Genomic DNA, 18,066 nt, shown 5'->3' on the forward strand with positions numbered 1-18,066 from the left:
CGCCCGCGCCCGCCCCCCCCGGCGGGCGCGCCCCGCGGCCGCCCCGGGCCCCCGCGGCGGGGGGCCCCCCCCCCCGCCGGCCCCCCCCCGACGTCACCGACCTGGCGCAGAAGATCGGCCGGGCGTACGGCGCCCGGTAGAGCCCCGCGCCCACGGCGGGCGGTGACCACCCGAGACCTCGCGGCCGCTACTTGGTGGCCATCAGCAGGTACTCGTGCGACCGATTGGTCAGCATCGGGTCGTCACCGCCCGCCGGCCGCTCGTACAGGTGGATGCGCTCGTCGCCCAGGGTGAGGTGGCGTCCCAGCACCCGCGCCGCGTCCCAGGCCAGCGGAACGAACCGGTCGGCGATCCGGCGGTTCTGGACCGCGATCACGGCCCGGGCGCCCGCCCGCATGGTCCGCGCGATCGCGCCGAACGCCTCGTCCAGCGCGCCGAGGTAGTCGTCGTAGTCGCGCAGCGCGTAGAACTGCGCCCCGTCGGTGGCGTCCCGGTTCAGATCGGTGCCGAAGTACGGCAGATCGCACAGGACCAGGTCGACCGAGCCCGCCTCCAGCGGAGGCTTGCGCGCGTCCCCGCAGACCATCTCCTGCCCCGGATAGGCCGCCAGCCGCTTGCGGGCGTCCTCGGCGCGCTCCTCGTCCACCTCGATGCCGAACCCGCGCCGCCCCTCCACCGAGGCCGCGACCAGCGTCGTCCCCCACCCGGCGAACGGGTCGAAGACCAGCTCCCCGGGTGCGCTGAGCTCCCGGATCAGCGGCCGCAACTGGCTGACCAGACCGGCCTGCCCCGCCGCCTCGGGAAGCGCGTGCTCCGGGTCCTCTCCCCCGAGCACGAGCCAACTGGCAACCCCCACCGGAAATCACGCATCCTTTCGCGTTCCCGGCCGCGGTCTGGGCGCCGCGGGACACCGGGAACGCCATGCTACTCAGCGGGAACAGCCGTTCGGGTGATCTTCGGGAACTCAACCCCGTTTCCCCGCAAGGGACTTCGGGACGGTGCCCGGGGCCGGCCCCGGGCACCGGTCAGGACGGGGCCTCGCGGACCCATCCGGACTCCAGCAGGGCGTCGAAGAGCCGCCCGGAGACCGCCGGGTCGATCTCGCGTTCCAGCGCGAGGGAGGTGTCGTCGACGATCTCCCCGCGCGTGCGGCGGCCGTCGGCCCTGATGGCGAAGTGGAAGAGCATCGACAGACAGTGCTTGTCCGCGGCGATCAGGTCGGCCAGCTCGGCGCGGGTCCCGGGCGGCAGGCCGCCCATCATCTCCCGGAGGTTGAGCGGGCCGGGCCAGTGGGCCGCGACGGCCGGCCCCTCCGGCCGGAGGGGCGTACGGGCCCCGGACGGCCGGGGCTCCCCGGCCGCCAGCGCGGTCAGCGCCTCGCACCCGGCCTCCACCCGCGTCAGGTACCGCCGCGCCCACGGCGCCCCGTGGCGCGAGGCCACCGTGCGGGCCCTGGTGCGCTCCCGAGCGCACCAGCGGTCCACGATCCGCGCGAGGCCCTCCCGGTCCGGACCGCCCCCGGCGACGGTCTGCGCGAGCGCCGCGGCGGCGGCCGTGGAGCGCAGCATCTCGATCGGTGACACCTTGTCCGGCGCGTCGCCCGCCGAGTGGTTGAACCGGTCGTCGGGATGGCAGAACTGGACACCCGGCCGCCCGATGCCGGGGTCGGCGTAGAGGGCGTGGTCGGAGAAGCCGAGGAAGGGCGACGGCCGCCAGCTTCCGGGGTGGTCGGCGGTGGCCGCGAAGACCTCCTCCACGAAGTGCTCGGCGAGCGGCCCGAGCAGCGAGGGGACCAGGTCCGGGGGGCGCTCCACCACGAAGGGCGAGGCGCAGCGGGCCTGGTCCTCGCCCACCATGTCCAGATTGATCACGGCGTCGGGGAGCCGGCGGCCGCCGGAGCCGAAGCACTGGTGCAGCACGGCCGCCTGGCCCAGGAACTCCGGCCCCCAGAAGAACCGGACGGACCCGCGGGTGCCGAAGCGGGCGTCCTGCCTCCGCGCCGCGGCGAGGGCCGACGCGACGCCGAGCAGGGCCGCCACGCCCGAGGCGTTGTCGTTGGCCCCGGGGCGCGGGTGGCACAGGTGCGCGGTGAGCCAGACCTCACCGGCGTCGGGGTCCGTGCCGGGCAGCACACCGGAGACCACGGGCATGGCGGCCGAGCGGTCCACCGCGACGGTCATCAGGGCCCGGCCGCCGCGGTCCGCGGCGGCGGCGATGCGGGCGAGCTGGGCCGGGGTGACGCTGAAGGCGGACAGGGGGCTGCCGGGCGGGAGTTCGATCCGCCCCGGATGGGGCGCCTCGTGCGTGCCCTTCCACGGGGCGTCGGTGACGAAGCCGACGGCGCCCGCGTCCTGGAGCTCCCGCAGCATGCGGGCGTGGCCGAAGGCGGACCGCTCGACCACGGCCAGCGCGCCCGCCAGTCCGTGACCGCCGCCCGGGCCCGGCCGGCCCCCCGCCCCTCCTCCGATCCGGACCAGCCTGACGTCGCGGCCGCCCGGTGCGGTGGGTGCCGAGTAGGTGGCGACGGAGAAGGGCTGCTCGGCGTGGTCGACGCGGAGGATCCGCTCGGGACCTTCGTGGACGTCGAGGACGGCCGTGAGCGGGGTCCAGGAGACGGGCGCGCGCCACGTCCACCACTGCGCCTCGCCGTCGGCCGCGTACTGGTCGATCCCGACGTCGGTCAGCCCCGCGGCCTCGGCGGACTCGGCGACCAGCTCCGCGGCCCGCTCCAGTCCGGTCGAGCCCTGGTAGCGGTCGTGGCGGCAGACGCGCTCGACGTGGCGCGTCACCTCGTCGAGCGGGACCAGGCGCAGGCACCGCTCCAGGAGGCCGTCAGTCATGGGACCGCCCCTGCTCCAGTTGCCGCACGAGGTCCTCCGCCCACCGGGCGATGTTGTTGAGCACCGAGCTCCCGGAGTACGGCCGCGCCGCGCTCAGCTGGAAGAAGAACAGCCGCTCGACCGGGGCGCCGAGCACGGTGACGCGCGGTTCCACGGTGCCGTCCGCGCGGACCGCCCGGAAGTCGCGGGTGACGTCGACGGCCCCCGGGACGAAGTCCTCCTCGGGCGTGGCACCGGGGTTGCGCCACTTCCGTACGAGACCGCGGCGGAGCAGGCGGGCGTAGAGCGGCCGGACGTCGTGGTCGGCGTCGAAGGCGTGGCCCTTGCCCTCGACCAGGTACGCCACGGCGCGTTCCGTGCCCGTCTTGGTGCCGCGCAGCAGGAAGCCGCCGTCCGCCGCCGGTTCGACCAGGGGCGCGGGGCCCACGCTCACGTCGACCAGTCCGGCCTCGACGAGGGCGAGGACCTTCTTCATCGCCTCCAGGCCGGTGCCGTTCGACATGCGGGTGTAGTGGCGCAGGTGCTTGCCCAGGAAGGAGCGGTGCGAGGCCGCCGTGAGCCCGCCGTAGTCGATCGCGGCGGAGAAGGTGGAACGCAGGTCGCGCCAGACTCCGTCGCAGGCGGCCTTGGTGGGGTTGCGCAGGTTGCCCTGGGCGGCGGCCCGGTGGTCGCGGCGCATGTGGGCGACGATGCCCCGCCGCCACGCGTCGCCGTCCTTGGTGTCCTCGGGCCCCAGCGGTTCGAAGAACCGCTCCCAGTCGAAGCGGTGGTCCCACGGGTCCGCCGAGTGTCCCCAGGGCGACGGCTCGACGGCCGGCTCGCCGAAGACGGTCGTCCTGAACGCCTCCGCGGCGTCCGTCGCCGCGTAGGGGGCGCAGTGGTCCGGCACGGGCTCCCCCGCGGCGGTGCGGGCCACGTACTCCGCCACCCGCTCGAACTCCCGCTGCACCGGCTCCATGAGCCGGTTGACCGCGGCGTCGGCGGTGCCCCCGGCGCCGTCGAGGAAACGGCGGTAGCGGGCCTCGGCCGCCCGGGCGATCAGCGCGCCCGCCCCGGCGCCGAACAGGGTCGCGTGGTAGACGTACGCCATCTCCAGGACGACGAGGGGGAAGACGTGGTCCTCGAAGTCGAGCTGCCGCACCTCGCCGTCGCGCAGCCGCCGCGGTGTGCCGGCCCCGAGGCGGAGCGCGTCGATCGCCTCGGGGGTCAGGAAGCGCGCGGAGTGTTCGAGGCCGGCGTGCGTCCGCCCGGTCTCGTCGGCGGCCTTGGCGTTCTCGGGGCGGGCCCAGGTGAACATCCCGCTGGGGCTGACGGGGACGATGACGGCGGGCTCGCGGCCGCTGGGGCGGTAGGTGAGGTCGTCCAGCGGTCCGCCGTCGCCGCGCGGGACGAAGGTGCCGCCGCGGCCCTCGGTGAGGTGCAGCAGCAGGTCGACCGAGGTGAGGCCGAGGCCCAGCACCCCCACGGCGGAGCCGGCCGGAACGGTCTCGGGGGTGATGTCGGCCAGCGGGTACGCGCTGGGCACGTAGCGGTCCGGGGCGTGTTCGGTCAGCAGCGCGGCGGTGGAGCCGGGGGCGGGCCGGTTGCGCGAGTGCCCGGTGACCAGCAGCAGGTGGTCGGCCTCGACGGCCGGTCCCGCGCCGTCGTGGTGCACCAGGAACGCCGCGCCGTCCCCGACGGGCTCGACGTCGGTGACCTCGGCGGCGATCAGGTCGACGGTGACGCCGGGGACGGCCCGCAGCAGCGCGGTGTAGCGGCGGAACATGTCGCGCAGCGCGTGGCCGTGCAGATGGCGGCGGGGGGTGTCGGTGGGCCGGACGTCGTACTGCTCCTCGCCCGTGCGGGCGAAGGCGTCCCGGGCCCACTCGGCGAAGGTCGGGCGCAGCCGCCGGGGCAGCAGGTGGCTCGCCGCGGCGGTGGACTCGTCGGCGGCGAAGGCTATCTGGCTGGCCACCCGGTTCAGATAGCTGGTGGGCACCTGGTCGTCGCTGTGGGTGTCACCGGCTCCGAAGCGGCCCGACCGCTCGAACACGGTGATCCGCACGGGGTGCGCGGCCCCGGTGTGCGGCAGCAGGGCGGCGAGCCGCTCCAGGGCGTAGGTGCCCCACGGCCCGCCGCCGACGATGACGACGTGCCGGGCCGTCATACGGCGACCGCCTCGGTGCCGAGCGCCGGACGCCGGTCCGTCACGCCCGCCACGGATTCGAAGGCCTGGCCGATCCGCAGCAGCTTCCGCTCGTCGAAGTGCCGGCCGACGATCTGGAGGCCGAAGGGCAGCCCGTCGCGGGAGAAGCCGGCGGGCACGACCAGGGCCGGATGGCCGGTGACGTTGAAGGGCGCGGTCTGCACGGCGACCGCCAGGCTCGGCGGCGGCCAGTCCTGCGGGAAGTCCGTGAAGGGGGCCGGCGCCGAGAGGGCGACGGTGGTGATGAGGGCGTCGTACCGGCCGAGCGGCCCGTCGTTCAGCTGCCGGGTCAGCTCGTGGCGGACGCGGGTGGCCTGGATGTAGTCCGCCGCGGTCAGGGCGGCGCCGCCGGCCAGCCGCTGGTAGGTGTAGCGGCCGTAGTCGCGCGGCCGCTCGCGCAGGTCCCGCTCGTGGATGGTGTACGCCTCGGCCTGGAGGATCACCCGGCCGCACGCCTTCATCAGCTCGAAGTCCGGCAGGGCGACCTCCTCGACGACCGCTCCCAGGGACGTGAGCCGGGCGGCCGCCGCGTCGACGGTCTCCAGGACCTCGGGCGAGACGCCCTTGGAGTCGGCGAAGAACGCGCGGGCGTAGCCGATGCGCAGGCCCTCCACGCCCTTGTCGAGGTCGAGGGTGTAGTCCTCGCGCGGCCGCCGGACGCTGCCCGGGTCGAGCGGGTCGTGCCCGGCGATGACGTTCAGGGCGAGCGCCGCGTCCCGGACGTTCCAGGCGAGGGGGCCGACGTGGTCGAGCGAGTACGACAGCGGGTAGACGCCGCGCCGGGACACCAGGCCGTACGTCGGTTTGAGGCCGACGGTGCCGCAGTTGGCGGCGGGCGAGCGGATGGAACCGCCGGTGTCGGAGCCGATCGAGACGCGCACCAGGCCCGCGCCGACGCAGGCACCGCTGCCGGCCGAGGAGCCACCGGTGAAGTGCTCGGGGTTCCACGGGTTGCGGGCGGGCGGGGTCGGCAGGTCGAAGCCGGGGCCGCCGAAGGCGAACTCCGCGAGGTTCGCCTTGCCGACCAGGACGGCGCCGCCCTCGCGCAGGCGCTCCTCGACGAACGCGTCGCGCTCGGGGAAGTGCCCCAGCATGAGCCGGGAGTTGGAGGTGGTCTCGACGCCGACGGAGTCGATGATGTCCTTCAGCGTGTACGGGATGCCGTGCAGCGGTCCGCGGTCGACGCCGCGGCGCAGCTCCTCGTCCGCGCGCTCGGCGTCGGCGACGGCCCGCTCCGCGGTGACCGACACCAGCGAGTCGATCAGCGGGTCGACGGCGGCGATCCGCTCCAGGGTGTGCGCGGTCAGCTCCTGGGAGGTGAGGGAACCGTCGCGCATCGCGGCGCCGGCCTCGGCCACCGACAGCTCGTGCAGGGGCTTGTTCATGCGCTCAGTCCTTCCCCGGACCGGTTTCGAAGGTGAACACGTGCGCGGGCTCGTCCTCGGGCGCCAGGTCCGCCGTGCGCAGCAGGGCGGTCATCCGCTTCAGCTCCAGGTGGACCGCGAGGACGCCCGGACGCAGGTCGTCGGGTATGTCGTGGCCGTGCAGGGCCATCTGCCGGTCGAACTCCCGCTCCGCGGCCGTCCGCGCGGCCTCGGCGGTCCCGAGGGCCTCGCCGCTCACCGGGCGGGGCCTTCCCCGGCCGTACGGACCCAGTCCACGGAGGTGGGCGCGGGCAGTGAGCCGCCGTAGCCCTTGCGTTCCACGGCGAGCACCTCGGTGGCGACGCGGACGAAGTCCCACCGGTCGATCGCCGGGTCGTGGGGGCTGACGATCGCGCTCAGCTCCTCGAACGACATCCCCTCGCCGCCGACGGACCCCTGACGCAGCCGCTCCATGTCGGCGGCGGCGATCCGGCCCGACGCCTCCAGCCGGTCCAGGGCCCGGTCGAGGTCGAAGTCGTTGCCGGGGTAGAGCTCCTCCAGCCGCGCCACCTCGGCGCGGGCCCGCTCGGCCAGGTCGCCGGAGAAGTCCCGCCGCACCTCGGTGAAGAGGGTGCGGCGCTCGTCGCGGTCGAGGAAGATGCCGATCTCCCGGACCAGGTCGGCGGGCTCGTCCGCGACGTGGTTGAAGTTGATGACCCGGTTCGGCGGTTCGAGCACGGAGCGCAGCGCCTCGGGGCCGCGGTCCGCGGGGTTCGCCGAGCCCTTGAGGTCGGAGAGCCGGACGGAGGCGGGGATCACGCCGTCGTAGCGGTCGTCGCGCAGCATCAGCAGCACCGTCTCGGTGGCGCCGTGCATCAGGGAGCACAGCGCGAGGCGGTCGGTGGTGTAGACGTTCCAGTCGTAGCGCCACACCTCGCGCATGGAGTGCCGGTTGAGGCGCATCCGGGCCGTGCCCACGACCGTGAAGCCGTTCTCCTCGAAGAAGTCGAGGGTGCGCTCGGCGCGTCGGGCCACCAGGCCGTCCGGCTTGAAGTTGAACAGCGCCACCCGGCTCAGCAGGTCGAGCGCCCCGTCCCCGAGGACGTCGTCGGCGTCGGCCCAGGCCTCGCGGAAGTAGAGATCGTCGGCGAAGAGGTCGCGCTTGCGCGGGGAGCGGGTCAGCGCGTGCCAGGCCCGGTCGTCGGGGATCTGGTCCGTGGTGGTGATGCGGTGCATGAACACGGGGGTCTTCCTTCCGCGGACCGGCTCGGGATCCGCCGGTGGCTGCTGTTCGGTGACGCCGCCCGGGGAGGGCGCGCGGCGCCAGTCCTCGGGGTTCGGATTGGTCAGTACCTTCTCGGCGCCCGGTTCGTCGCAGACGACGTGGGCGGCGCCGAGGATCGCCAGGTCCCAGGGGTCGACGGGCAGGTCCGTCTCGGCCGCCAGCCGGTAGAAGGACCGCCACGGCACCGGCCGGCCGGCCTCCGCCGCAGCGAGGTGTTCCAGCAGGCGCGCTCCCGGCGCGTCGGGGACGGTGCCGGCCGCGCGGCCCTCGCGCACCGCGGCCGCGACCCGCCGGGCGGCGGGCCCGGCGTCCAGGGAGCGGCCGCCGGCCGACCGGTCCCGCAGCGCCGCCTCCAGCATGGCGGCCCCCTCGGCGGTCGGGCCGCCGGCCAGCGCGGCGAGGGCGCGGCGGCGGGCGGGGCCGTCGAGGAGCAGGCCGAGCTCGCGCAGCAGATCGGCGGGCTCGTCGGGGACGTGGACGTAGCTGAAGACCCGGTTGGGCTGGCCGAGCCGATCGCGCAGGCTGCCCTTGGCCTGGGCCGAGAGCGTGGCCGAGCCCTTGAGGCCGCTGAGCCGTACGGTGCCGGGCAGGTCGTGGCCCGCGCCGCTGCGCAGCAGCAGGAGCAGCGCGGTGCGGCCCGGGTGGACGGCGTCGTTGACGGCGAGGCGGTCGAGGGTGGCCGAGGTGAGCTGGAAGCGCCACAGCTCCCGCCACAGGGTGCGCGTGAAGCGGACCTCCTCCACGCCGACGAGCTCGAAGTCGTGCTCGCGCAGGAAATCGACGACCGGAGGCAGCTTGCCGGCCGCCATCCCGTCCGGCTTCAGCATGATCATGGACGAGTTCCAGAGACCGTCGTCGAGGTCCGCGCCGAACGCTTCCTCGGCGTCCGCGAGCCCTTCCCGGAAGTAGGTCTCGCGCTCGTAGAGGCGCGCCTTCGCCTTGGTGCGGGTCATCAACTGCCACTCGGGCATGGGGCTTTCCTGTCTGTACCGACTGCGAGGTCCAACTGCAGCACCGATCAGATCATGTCCGGTGCGGGTGCGGAGGTCATCCGCCCGACGCGGCCCGCCGGGCACCGCCGGCCTCTTCCAGCGTGAAGACCGGCTCGGCGCCGTCCGTGACGACGTCGGGCGTGACGGTGACGCGCACGACGTCCCGCAGGGAGGGGATGTCGTACATGGTGGGGATCAGCGACTCCTCCAGGATGCCCCGCAGTCCCCGCGCCCCGGTCTCCCGGCGGATCGCCTCGTCGGCGATCACCTCCAGCGCCTCCGGCTCGAACTCCAGCTGCACGCCGTCGAGTTCGAAGAGCGCCTGGTACTGCTTCACCGGCGCGTCGCGGGGTTCGGTCAGGATGCGGAGCAGGTCGTCGCGGTCCAGCTTGCGCAGCGCCGTGATCACCGGGAAGCGGCCGATGAACTCGGGTATCAGGCCGAACTTCACCAGGTCCGCCGGCGTCACCCCGGCCGCGCCCGTCCGGTCGGGCCGGTCCTCGGGGACGAGGGCGCCCCCGAATCCCATGCTGCCGCGCGACTGCCGCTTCGTCACGATCTCCTCCAGACCGCTGAAGGCGCCGGCCGCGATGAACAGGATGCCGGAGGTGTCGATCCGCACGGGCTCCCGGCTCTGGTAGCCGCGCCCCCGCACCGCCTGGGCGCCCCGGTCCCCGGAGGACAGCGTGACGACCGTGCCCTCGAGGATCTTCAGGAGGGCCTGCTGGACGCCCTCGCCGGAGACGTCCCGGCCCCCGGTGGCGGACTGGGGGCTGCGGGCGAGCTTGTCGACCTCGTCGAGGTAGACGATGCCGGTCTCGGCCTTGCGCGGGTCGTTGCCCGCCGCGTGCAGCAGCTTGGAGAGGATGCTGTCGACGTCCTCGCCGACGTAACCGGCCTCGGTCAGGCCCGTGGCGTCCACGGCCACGTACGGCACGTCGAGCACCCGGGCCAGGCTCTGCGTGAGCAGCGTCTTGCCGGAGCCGGTGGGGCCGAGCAGCAGGATGTTCGACTTGGCGAGCTCCACGCCGGCCGCGCCGAGGGCGGCGGCGCGCCGGACGCGCTTGTAGTGGTTGTAGACCGCCACGCACAGCGCCCGCTTGGCGGTGTCCTGGCCGATGACGTATCCGTCCAGGAAGCCGCGCAGCTCCCACGGCCGGGGCAGCTCGGAGCCGTCGGAGCCGCCCTGCGCGGCGCCGCGGGCCTCCTCGACCGCCTCGTTGCACAGCTCGACGCAGCCGTCGCAGATCTGGACGCCCGGGCCCTCCACCAGCTGGGTCACCTCGTCGGCCCGCTTGCCGCAGAACGAGCAGGCGAGCTGGGGCTTGCCGCTACCGATGGACGTCATGGGTCCCTCCTTCAGAGCTCGTACGGCACCGGTACGGGCCGGCCCACGAGCCGGTGGACCAGTCCGTCGAGCAGTCCGCGTGTGCTGACGACGATCTGCGGGATGCCCAGCCGCTCCATGGCGGTGAGCAGGATGAGCCCGCCCGCCGGGACGACGTCCGCCCGGCCCGGCTCGATGACCTCGATGGCGGCGCGCTCGGAGCGGTCCGCCCGGAGCAGCCGCTCGCCGGCCGCGCGGACGTCGTCGACGCCGAGCCGCAGCCCGTGCAGCCCGTCCCGGGTGCCGCGCACCACCGCCGCCAGCGTGGTGACGGAGCCGCCGACACCGACGAGTACGGGCGGGGGGCCCGACGGCAGGCGGGCCGCCGCCCGGTCGAGGGCCGCCTCGGCGTCCCGGCGCACGGCCGCCACGCCCTCGGGCGTGAACCGGTCCACCAGGCCGTCGGGGCCCGTCAGGTGCCGCTCGGTCAGGCGGACGGAGCCGATGTCGAGGGAGACCGCCGTGCCGACCTCGTCGGTGCCGACGACGAGCTCCGTCGACCCGCCGCCGATGTCGAGCACCAGACGCGGGCCCGGACCGGACCGCAGGCTGCCGGTCGCGCCGGCGAAGGACAGGCGGGCCTCCTCGTCGCCGCTGATCACCTCGGGCACCACGCCGAGGATGCGCTCCACCCCGCCGAAGAACGCCTCGCGGTCGGCCACGTCCCGGGTGGCGGAGGTGGCGACGAAGGCGAGCCGTTCGACCCGCAGCGCGCCGACGACCTCGGCGAACTCCTCGCAGGCGGCGAAGGTGCGGCGCAGCGCCTCGGGCGCGAACCGTCCGGTCCGCCCGACGCCCTCGCCCAGCCGCACGATCCGCGACCGCCGGGCCAGCTCGGTCACCTCGCCGGTGCGCTCGTCCCGCTCGGCCACCAGCAGCCTGATGGAGTTGGTGCCGCAGTCGACGGCCGCCCCTCGTGTCACCACGTCCCCGTCCCCGTCCGTTCCGTACCGTCCGCCGCCGCCGCCGTCAGACCGTGATGACCGGGAAGCGCGGGTGGTCCAGCGGCTTGTCGATCTCCAGGTCCAGGCCGTCCGTACGGTGGTTGGGCGCACCGGTGAAGCGGGCGGCCGGCGGCAGCCACTGCGTCGTGTAGACCCAGCGGGGGCTGTCGGTGGTGTTCGGCGGGGCGTAGTGCGTGATGCCGAGGTGGTGCACGGTGGCGTCGCCGGGCTTCAGGTGCAGCGGCGGCGACGCCTCGAACTTCTCCGCCACCCAGGGGTTCTCGTCCAGCAGGTTGATGCCGTCGTGCCGGTTCAGGTACCGGCCGAGGGAGCCCACCTGGTGCGAGCCGTTGAGGAACCGCATGGTGCCCTTCTCCGGCGGGCACTCCACCAGCGGGGTCCACATGGTCAGCGCTCCCATGCGGTCCAGCGGGTGGTGGGGGAAGTCCTGGTGCCAGGGCGTCTCGGTGCCGCCCTTCGCCTCGGCGGGCACCTTGACGAAGAAGTGGTCGAAGTAGAAGCGGACGGCGTCCAGGCCCATGAGCCGGGCGGCGGCCGTGGCCACCTCCCTGGAGTGGCTCACCTTCTTGATCCACTCGTCGTGGTGGGTCGGCCCGTCCCAGCGCTCGTACCACTTGAACTCGTTGGGCTGCAGGTCCTTGGGCGCCGCGCTGCTGAGCGTCAGCGGGTCACTGCCCATCTTCGCCTGCGCGTGGGCGAGCAGCTCCTCGACCAGCCACGGCTGCATGAAGCCCTCCAGCTTCACCCAGCCGTGCTCCTGGTAGTGGGCGACTTCCTCATCGGTGACGGCACGCACGCCCCGGCCGGGGTTGTCCAGGTCGGGCGTGGTTTCGGACGTGGCTGTGGACATGGTTCTCGACTCCTTGGTCCCGTTCCGGCTCACTCAGCCGGCGGTGGTTCCGGTGAGCATCCGCTTGAAGCGGCGCAGCAGCGGGAAGGGAACGGTCCGCTCGGTGTGGAAGCCCAGCTGCTCGTTGTACGTGTACTCGACCGGGTCCTTCAGGCTGAGCTCCGACATTCCGCGCGCCAGCTGCTCCAGGTAGCCCGGGAACTGGGACTGCATGGAGTAGACGACGCTGTAGTAGAGGTTGCGGCCGAGCGAGAAGCACGGGTAGCGCGCGTCGTAGTTCTCCAGCGAGAACTTGGGGAAGCAGCCGTCGATGATGCGCTTGGGGCACAGCCACAGCGGCAGCACCAGGGTGACGTCGCCGATGGGGCGGACGGGGAAGCCGGCCGGCTTCAGTCCGCTGGACACCCGGAAGAGGTTCTCGCAGACGATGTCCTCGAGGTTGACGCCGGTGACGATGTACTGGGTGCCGAGCTCGCGGGCGTACTTGGTGAGCGCGAGGCGGATCATCAGGGTGCCGAGGAACTCGAAGTCGTCGCCCTGGAACTCCTGCTCGAAGCGGTCGATCAGGTCGACGGAGTCCCGGGGGATGCCCAGCAGTTCCTTGACCTCGTCGGCCTCCATGACCTTGAGGTCGAGGCCGTAGTTCTCGCAGAGCGCCTGGGCGCGCGGAACGCCGGCGTCCCAGTCCGGAATGCCCTTGAGGATCACCGGGCGCACGGTGATGCCGTGGTCCTTGAGCCGGCTCAGGCCGTACAGCATGGCGTTGCTGTCGCCGCCGCCGCTCACCCCGACCACCAGCGTGGACCCGGCCGGGACGTGCTGGCGGACGGTGTCGCCGACGCGGTCGGCGATGATCTGCTTGCACTCCTCGGGGCTGAGCTTCTTCAGGAAGGCCTCGGCGGTGCCGGTCTCGTTGTCCAGCCGCTGGTACATGTACTCGGTCGCCTCGGCCCCCGGGGTCTCGCTCTCGATCAGCTTGAAGGCGTCGAGCGAGAACTTGAACGGGTTGACGTTGCGGTTGAAGTACAGCAGCACCTCGGCGCCGTCCTCCAGCTCGCCCAGGCGCACGTCCAGCGACGGGAAGAGCTGCGGGGCCTCACCGGCCTTGCGGATGATGTAGGCGGAGATCGCCGACCAGGGCACGTTGTGGCGGTTGAGTACGTCGATCAGGCGGTCGTCGCTGTTGCCGCCCAGGGTCTGCCGGCCATGCGAGGTGACGACGGCGACCGACGGCGGATTACCGTGAAAGGCGGGGTTCGTGGGCATAACCGGTCCTATCTGATCCCTGACAACGAGCGGGGAAGCCGAGACGGGTGGGCCGCCGAGGAGGCGGCCCACCCGGGTGCTGCCTACTTACTGGGCGCCGGTCTCGCAGGAGGCGCCGGTGATGGCCTCCAGGCCGTGCTTCGACGCCGGGACGGCCGCGCGCGCGGTGCGCATGGCCTCCAGGTCGGCGACGGAGAGCGCCACGCGCTCGGCGACGCCGGCGCCGGCGATCAGCTCGACAACCTCGTTCTTGAGGTTGAAGTTGGTGCTCTGAACCGCAGGGGAAACGGCGATCATGCCATCCTCCAGAGGACAGTGCCGGGACCTCTTCCCGACTGACCCCGACACTAGGCCGGGGCGTCGCCCCTCCCGCCGCCCCCTCATCAACATGCCAGTCCCTTCACGGGGGTTGGCAGCAAGATGACAACGGCCCGGCCGGCGGGTGAACCGCCGACCGGGCCGCAGTACGGCGCGAAGGCCTCCTCAAGCCGTCACGCGCACGCCGTCACGCGCGCACGTACAGCGCCGAGCGCCCCGCGTACAGGGCCTGGGAGCCGAGCTCCTCCTCGATGCGGATCAGCTGGTTGTACTTGGCCGTGCGGTCCGAGCGCGACATCGAGCCGGTCTTGATCTGGCCGCAGCCGGTGGCGACGGCGAGGTCGGCGATGGTGGTGTCCTCGGTCTCGCCGGAGCGGTGCGACATGACCACCGTGTAGCCCGCCTTGTGGGCGGCGTCGACCGTGGTCAGGGTCTCGGTGAGGGAGCCGATCTGGTTGACCTTCACCAGGATGGAGTTGGCCACGCCCTCACGGATGCCGTCGCGGAGCCGCTCGACGTTGGTGCAGAACACGTCGTCACCGGTGAGCTGGCACTTGTCGCCGAGCACCTCCATGAGGAGCTTCCAGCCCTTGATGTCGTCCTCCGCCATCGCGTCCTCGATCGAGGCGACGGGGTAACGGGAGACCAGGCCGGCCAGGTACTCGACGTGCTCCTCGACGGTGCGCTTGACGCCCTCGCCGGCGTAGTCGTAGACGCCGTCCCGGAAGAACTCGGAGGTCGCCGGGTCCATGACCACGGTGATGTCCTCGCCGGGCGTGTAGCCGGACTTCTCGATGGCGTCCACCACGAACTGCAGCGCCTCGTCGGCGGTGCTCAGCGCGGGCGCGAAGCCGCCCTCGTCGCCCACTCCGGTGCTGTGGCCGGCGTCGGACAGGGACTTGCGCAGGGTGTGGAAGACCTCGGAGCCGATGCGCACCGCGTCGAAGAAGTTCTCCGCGCCGATCGGGGCGATCATGAACTCCTGGAAGTCCAGGGCGTTGTTGGCGTGCGCGCCGCCGTTGATGATGTTCATCATCGGAACGGGAAGCAGCCGCGCGCCGGCGCCGCCGACGTAGCGGTACAGCGGCGTGCGGTGCGCGGCGGCGGCGGCCTTGGCGGTGGCCAGCGAGACGCCGAGGATCGCGTTGGCGCCCAGCTTGCCCTTGTTGGCCGTGCCGTCGAGCTCGATCATGGTCTCGTCGACCTGGACCTGGTCCTCGGCGGCCATGCCGACGAGCGCCTGGGCGATGGGGCCGTTCACGGCCTCGACCGCCTTGCGCACGCCCTTGCCGTGGAAGCGGGTGCTGTCGCCGTCCCGGAGCTCGACGGCCTCGTTGGCACCGGTGGAGGCGCCGGAGGGAACAGCCGCGCGGCCCAGCGAGCCGTCCGCGAGTACGACGTCGACCTCCACCGTCGGGTTGCCCCTGCTGTCGATGACCTCACGTCCTACGACACTGCTGATGGCAGTCATTTCTCTCCTATGTCGTCTAACTGCACGCACGTCAGTGCGGGTGGCGTATTGCCGGTGGTCCGACGGCGCCGTTGCCGTGCCCCCCGGGCACACCCTATCCGCGTCCGTCCGGGGGCGTGATCTGTGCCCGGCCCTTGGAAAGGGGGGCCCGGAAGGGCCTCAACTCCCCCACACGGCATAGGGGGTGTCGAGTTCGGCGCCGGTCAGCGAGCCGTGCTCGTAGCGGTACTCGGAGGGCGCCAGGAAGGTGTCGCCCTCCGCGATCAGCACCAGTTCGCCGATCCGGTACCGCACCTCCTCGGGGAAGACCTCGTCCGCCCGGGCCACCCGCACCGACGGGGGCAGCTTCCCGCGCAGTTCCGCGGCGAGCGCTCCGGCGGTGCCCGGCGCCGGGTACAGCCAGCGGGTGCGCCCGGCGCCGCCCATCCGGAAGCCGTGCGCGCGGGCCAGGTCGTCGAGCAGCTCCGTCAGGTCGGGGCAGGGCCGGGTCGGGGTGAGGCCGTGGTCGGCGTGGGCGATCACCACCGCCCCGCCGTCCACCAGTTCCCGCGCCGCCCTCTCGACCCCGGCGAGGAAGCGCGCCGCGTGCCGGTCGTACCCGAAGTGGTGGACGTGACGGTCGAGTTCGACGTAGCACCAGACGAGCCGGGGCCCCTCGCCGGGCAGGGCGAGCGTGCTGGCCAGGGCCTCGCGGACGAGCTCCGCCAGCCGCTCCGGGTCCCGCTCGCGGTACGGGCCCTCGTCGGGGGTGTAGAACCGGTGCCCGAGGACCGGCTCGGCGTCGCGCAGCAGGGCGTCGCGCCAGGAGCCGCCGTACGTCTCCATGTCGCCGAGGACGGCCAGCGGCCGGTAGCCCAGGCGGCGGGCGTCGGTGAAGACCGTCTCCCGGGCCGGGGTGAGGTCCTCGCCCCGGTAGGTGAAGGCGTTGATCAGCTCGTCGGTCCCCGTGGGGTCGGCGAACACCACGCCGGGGACCAGGTGGTGGTGCACGTCCAGACCGGTGAGGGCGGAGAGCCAGCCCGCCGAGGACGTCGTGGGGAAGACGGAGCGCAGCCGGCTGATCCGGGCGCCGGGCCAGCACTCCGCCGCGAAGGCGTGGGACAGCCCGTCGACGCCGAGGACCACCACGTCGCGTGGCGCCGCCGTGGCAGATTCCTGCCGCAGCAGGGCGGAGATCCTGCCACGGACGGTAGTAATGGAGGACTCGTGGGAGCCTTCGGGCTCCTCCCCGCCCTCCGCCCACTGAATTGGTGTAGCCGCCGTGGCCCTCGCGAACGCTTCGTACCGGGAACTGCGCTCTCTGACCGACGGGCCGGATCTGCTGAATCTGGCCTGGACCCTGGACGAACGCCGGTTTCTCTCCATCGACCTCTCCTCGCTCGTGGGCGCCGAACTCCTGGCGGAACAGGAAGCCGGACTGCCGTATGTGCACAGCTACTTCGTCCAGGACCCGTACGGCGCCCAGGAGCTCGGTCCGGCCGTGGCGGAGCTCTTCGGCCGTCCCGGCCGGGAGTCCGACGTCACCTGCGGCGCGGGCGTGATCTCACTGCTCCACGCGCTGTCGTCCCTGGCCGAAGGCCGTCCGGTGTACGTCACCGGCGACGTGTACCCCGATCTCCCCCACTGGGTGGAGGAGTCGGGCGGGTCCTGCGTCTCCCGGTTCGCCGACGGGGCCGGCGGCGGCCGGCCGGCCGACCGCGTCCGTGCGCTCGGCTGCCGGCTGGTCCTGGTGGAGCGGCCCAGCCTGGTCGCCTCGTCCGGGCAGGGCGACGACACGGCGGCCCTCCGCGACCTGTGCGAGGCCGTGGCCGCGCAGGGCGCGGTCGTGCTGGTGGACGAGTCGTACGCCAACTACTGCCCGCCGTCGTTCAGCGCGGTCCCGCTCACGGAGGAGGTGCCCAACCTCGTCGTCCTGCGGGGCCTGTCCAAGGCGTACGGGATGGGGGGACTCCGACTGGCCTACGCCGTGACCCATCCCGCGCTCACCCCTCGGGTGCGCGCCGTCGTCCCGCCCATGCTCGCCTCCTCCCTGTCGATCCGGCTGGGCCGGGCGGTGCTCGGCCTGGGTGACGCGACCGCCGCCCTGCGGCAGCGGGTGCGGAGCGCCAAGGCCGAGATGACCCGGTTGCTCACGGCCGCGGGGCTGCCGCCGGCGGACGCCTCGCACCCGGACGTGCCCTATGTGATGTACGACGAGCGGGACACCGCCGCACGCCGGGGGCTGGAGGGCCGGGGCGTCGTCGGCAAGCTCCAGCCGCTGTGGTCGGAGCGCGCCCTGGGCGTCGCGCACAAGTACCGGGTCAGCGTGCCGCTGAGCGAGGAGCGGATGGCCGCCTTCCGGCAGCGGCTGGGGTGAGGAGGGCCGCATGCGGTCAGACGGGCGCGTCGATCAGCCCGAGCTGGGCCGCTCGCACCCCGGCCTGGAACCGGGAGGTCGCGTTGAGCCGGGAGAGCAGCGCGGCCACGTGGCGGCGGTAGGTGCGCACCGACAGGCCCAGGACCCGGGCGGCCTTCTCGTCGGTGTAGCCCTGGCTCACCACGCGCAGCACGCGCACGGCGCTCTCGTCGCCGGTCCAGTCGGCGTGCGCGGAGCCGAGCTCGACGGCCTGGAGCCAGACGGCGTTGTGCAGGGCGGACAGGGCCCGGGCGAACTCGGGATCGTTGATCACGGTGGGCGCCGCGCCGCGCTCCGCCCCGAGCAGGCCCACCCTGCCGTCGAAGACCGTGGCGGTGGGCAGGTCACAGGGGTGGAGCCGGATCCGCGCGCCCGAGGCGGCCAGCTCGGTCAGCCGTGCGAACGCCTCCTCGTCCTTGAGCAGCCGGCTGGGGGCCAGGACGCGGATCTCCGCGCCCTGGGCCAGCAGGGCGTTGTGCAGCCGTCTCAGAAGGGGGTCTCTGGACTCGTGCGGGCCCTCGGCGTAGCTGCTCTGCACCCGCACCGTCCGGTGGCCGGCCTGCTGGAGCAGACGGGCCGTGAGCGAGCGCGCGTCCTCGGCCGGGACGCCGGGCGGCGTGCCCGGCGCCTCCGCCGGCGGGCTCCCGGAGAGACGGTTGGCCAGCTCCGCCAACTGCTGCGCCTGCTCGCGCAGTTCCTGAAGGGTCGGAACGACGAAGTCCTTCAACGGCTCTGCGGTGGTGGGCAA

General features: G+C 73.4%; 15 protein-coding genes. 1 reads left to right on the forward strand and 14 read right to left on the reverse strand.

What is annotated here, in order from left to right; genetic code table 11:
* Nucleotides 1–187 precede the first annotated feature (187 nt).
* The 13 genes from AB0E83_RS23200 to AB0E83_RS23260 form a co-directional block, all read right to left on the reverse strand.
* Nucleotides 188–856: a DNA methyltransferase gene (locus tag AB0E83_RS23200; RefSeq protein WP_362114979.1), complete on the reverse strand. Its 669-nt coding sequence runs from the start codon at nt 854–856 to the stop codon at nt 188–190.
* Nucleotides 857–1,025: 169 nt separating this feature from the next.
* Nucleotides 1,026–2,840, reverse strand: coding sequence for a M28 family peptidase (locus tag AB0E83_RS23205; protein WP_362114982.1), 1,815 nt, complete (start codon nt 2,838–2,840; stop codon nt 1,026–1,028).
* Entirely contained in the window at nt 2,833–4,986 is a 2,154-nt protein-coding gene (locus tag AB0E83_RS23210; protein WP_362114985.1) for an FAD/NAD(P)-binding protein, read from the reverse strand. Before AB0E83_RS23210 ends, AB0E83_RS23205 begins: the two co-directional genes overlap by 8 nt.
* The gene (locus tag AB0E83_RS23215; protein ID WP_362114988.1) at nt 4,983–6,410 is read right to left on the reverse strand and encodes an amidase; all 1,428 of its coding nucleotides are present in this window, start codon (nt 6,408–6,410) and stop codon (nt 4,983–4,985) included. Before AB0E83_RS23215 ends, AB0E83_RS23210 begins: the two co-directional genes overlap by 4 nt.
* 4 nt (nt 6,411–6,414) lie before the next feature.
* The gene (locus AB0E83_RS23220) at nt 6,415–6,648 is read right to left on the reverse strand and encodes a hypothetical protein (RefSeq protein WP_362114991.1); all 234 of its coding nucleotides are present in this window, start codon (nt 6,646–6,648) and stop codon (nt 6,415–6,417) included.
* Complete coding sequence (locus AB0E83_RS23225; RefSeq protein WP_362114994.1) at nt 6,645–8,645, reverse strand: hypothetical protein; 2,001 nt, start codon at nt 8,643–8,645, stop codon at nt 6,645–6,647. Before AB0E83_RS23225 ends, AB0E83_RS23220 begins: the two co-directional genes overlap by 4 nt.
* 76 nt (nt 8,646–8,721) lie before the next feature.
* The gene (clpX, locus tag AB0E83_RS23230; RefSeq protein WP_362114997.1) at nt 8,722–10,014 is read right to left on the reverse strand and encodes an ATP-dependent Clp protease ATP-binding subunit ClpX; all 1,293 of its coding nucleotides are present in this window, start codon (nt 10,012–10,014) and stop codon (nt 8,722–8,724) included.
* An 11-nt stretch (nt 10,015–10,025) separates the two neighbouring features.
* On the reverse strand, nt 10,026–10,976 hold the full coding sequence (locus AB0E83_RS23235) for a Ppx/GppA phosphatase family protein (RefSeq protein WP_362115115.1): 951 nt from the start codon (nt 10,974–10,976) through the stop codon (nt 10,026–10,028).
* A 46-nt stretch (nt 10,977–11,022) separates the two neighbouring features.
* The gene (locus AB0E83_RS23240) at nt 11,023–11,868 is read right to left on the reverse strand and encodes a phytanoyl-CoA dioxygenase family protein (protein WP_362115000.1); all 846 of its coding nucleotides are present in this window, start codon (nt 11,866–11,868) and stop codon (nt 11,023–11,025) included.
* A gap of 33 nt (nt 11,869–11,901) precedes the next feature.
* Nucleotides 11,902–13,134, reverse strand: coding sequence for a hypothetical protein (locus AB0E83_RS23245; protein WP_362115003.1), 1,233 nt, complete (start codon nt 13,132–13,134; stop codon nt 11,902–11,904).
* An 87-nt stretch (nt 13,135–13,221) separates the two neighbouring features.
* Nucleotides 13,222–13,431: a hypothetical protein gene (locus tag AB0E83_RS23250; RefSeq protein WP_362115006.1), complete on the reverse strand. Its 210-nt coding sequence runs from the start codon at nt 13,429–13,431 to the stop codon at nt 13,222–13,224.
* 208 nt (nt 13,432–13,639) lie between these two features.
* Complete coding sequence (gene eno, locus AB0E83_RS23255; RefSeq protein ID WP_362115009.1) at nt 13,640–14,923, reverse strand: phosphopyruvate hydratase; 1,284 nt, start codon at nt 14,921–14,923, stop codon at nt 13,640–13,642.
* Nucleotides 14,924–15,082: 159 nt separating this feature from the next.
* Complete coding sequence (locus tag AB0E83_RS23260) at nt 15,083–16,051, reverse strand: alkaline phosphatase family protein (RefSeq protein ID WP_362115012.1); 969 nt, start codon at nt 16,049–16,051, stop codon at nt 15,083–15,085.
* A 133-nt stretch (nt 16,052–16,184) separates the two neighbouring features.
* On the opposite strand from AB0E83_RS23260, the gene AB0E83_RS23265 reads away from it, so the two are divergent.
* The gene (locus AB0E83_RS23265) at nt 16,185–17,279 is read left to right on the forward strand and encodes an aminotransferase class I/II-fold pyridoxal phosphate-dependent enzyme (protein WP_362115015.1); all 1,095 of its coding nucleotides are present in this window, start codon (nt 16,185–16,187) and stop codon (nt 17,277–17,279) included.
* Between the two features lie 16 nt (nt 17,280–17,295).
* Here the strand turns inward: AB0E83_RS23265 and AB0E83_RS23270 are convergent, their stop codons facing one another.
* Entirely contained in the window at nt 17,296–18,066 is a 771-nt protein-coding gene (locus tag AB0E83_RS23270; protein WP_362115018.1) for a LuxR C-terminal-related transcriptional regulator, read from the reverse strand.

Source organism: Streptomyces sp. NPDC035033, assembly GCF_040636735.1.
Classification (GTDB): Bacteria; Actinomycetota; Actinomycetes; order Streptomycetales; family Streptomycetaceae; genus Streptomyces.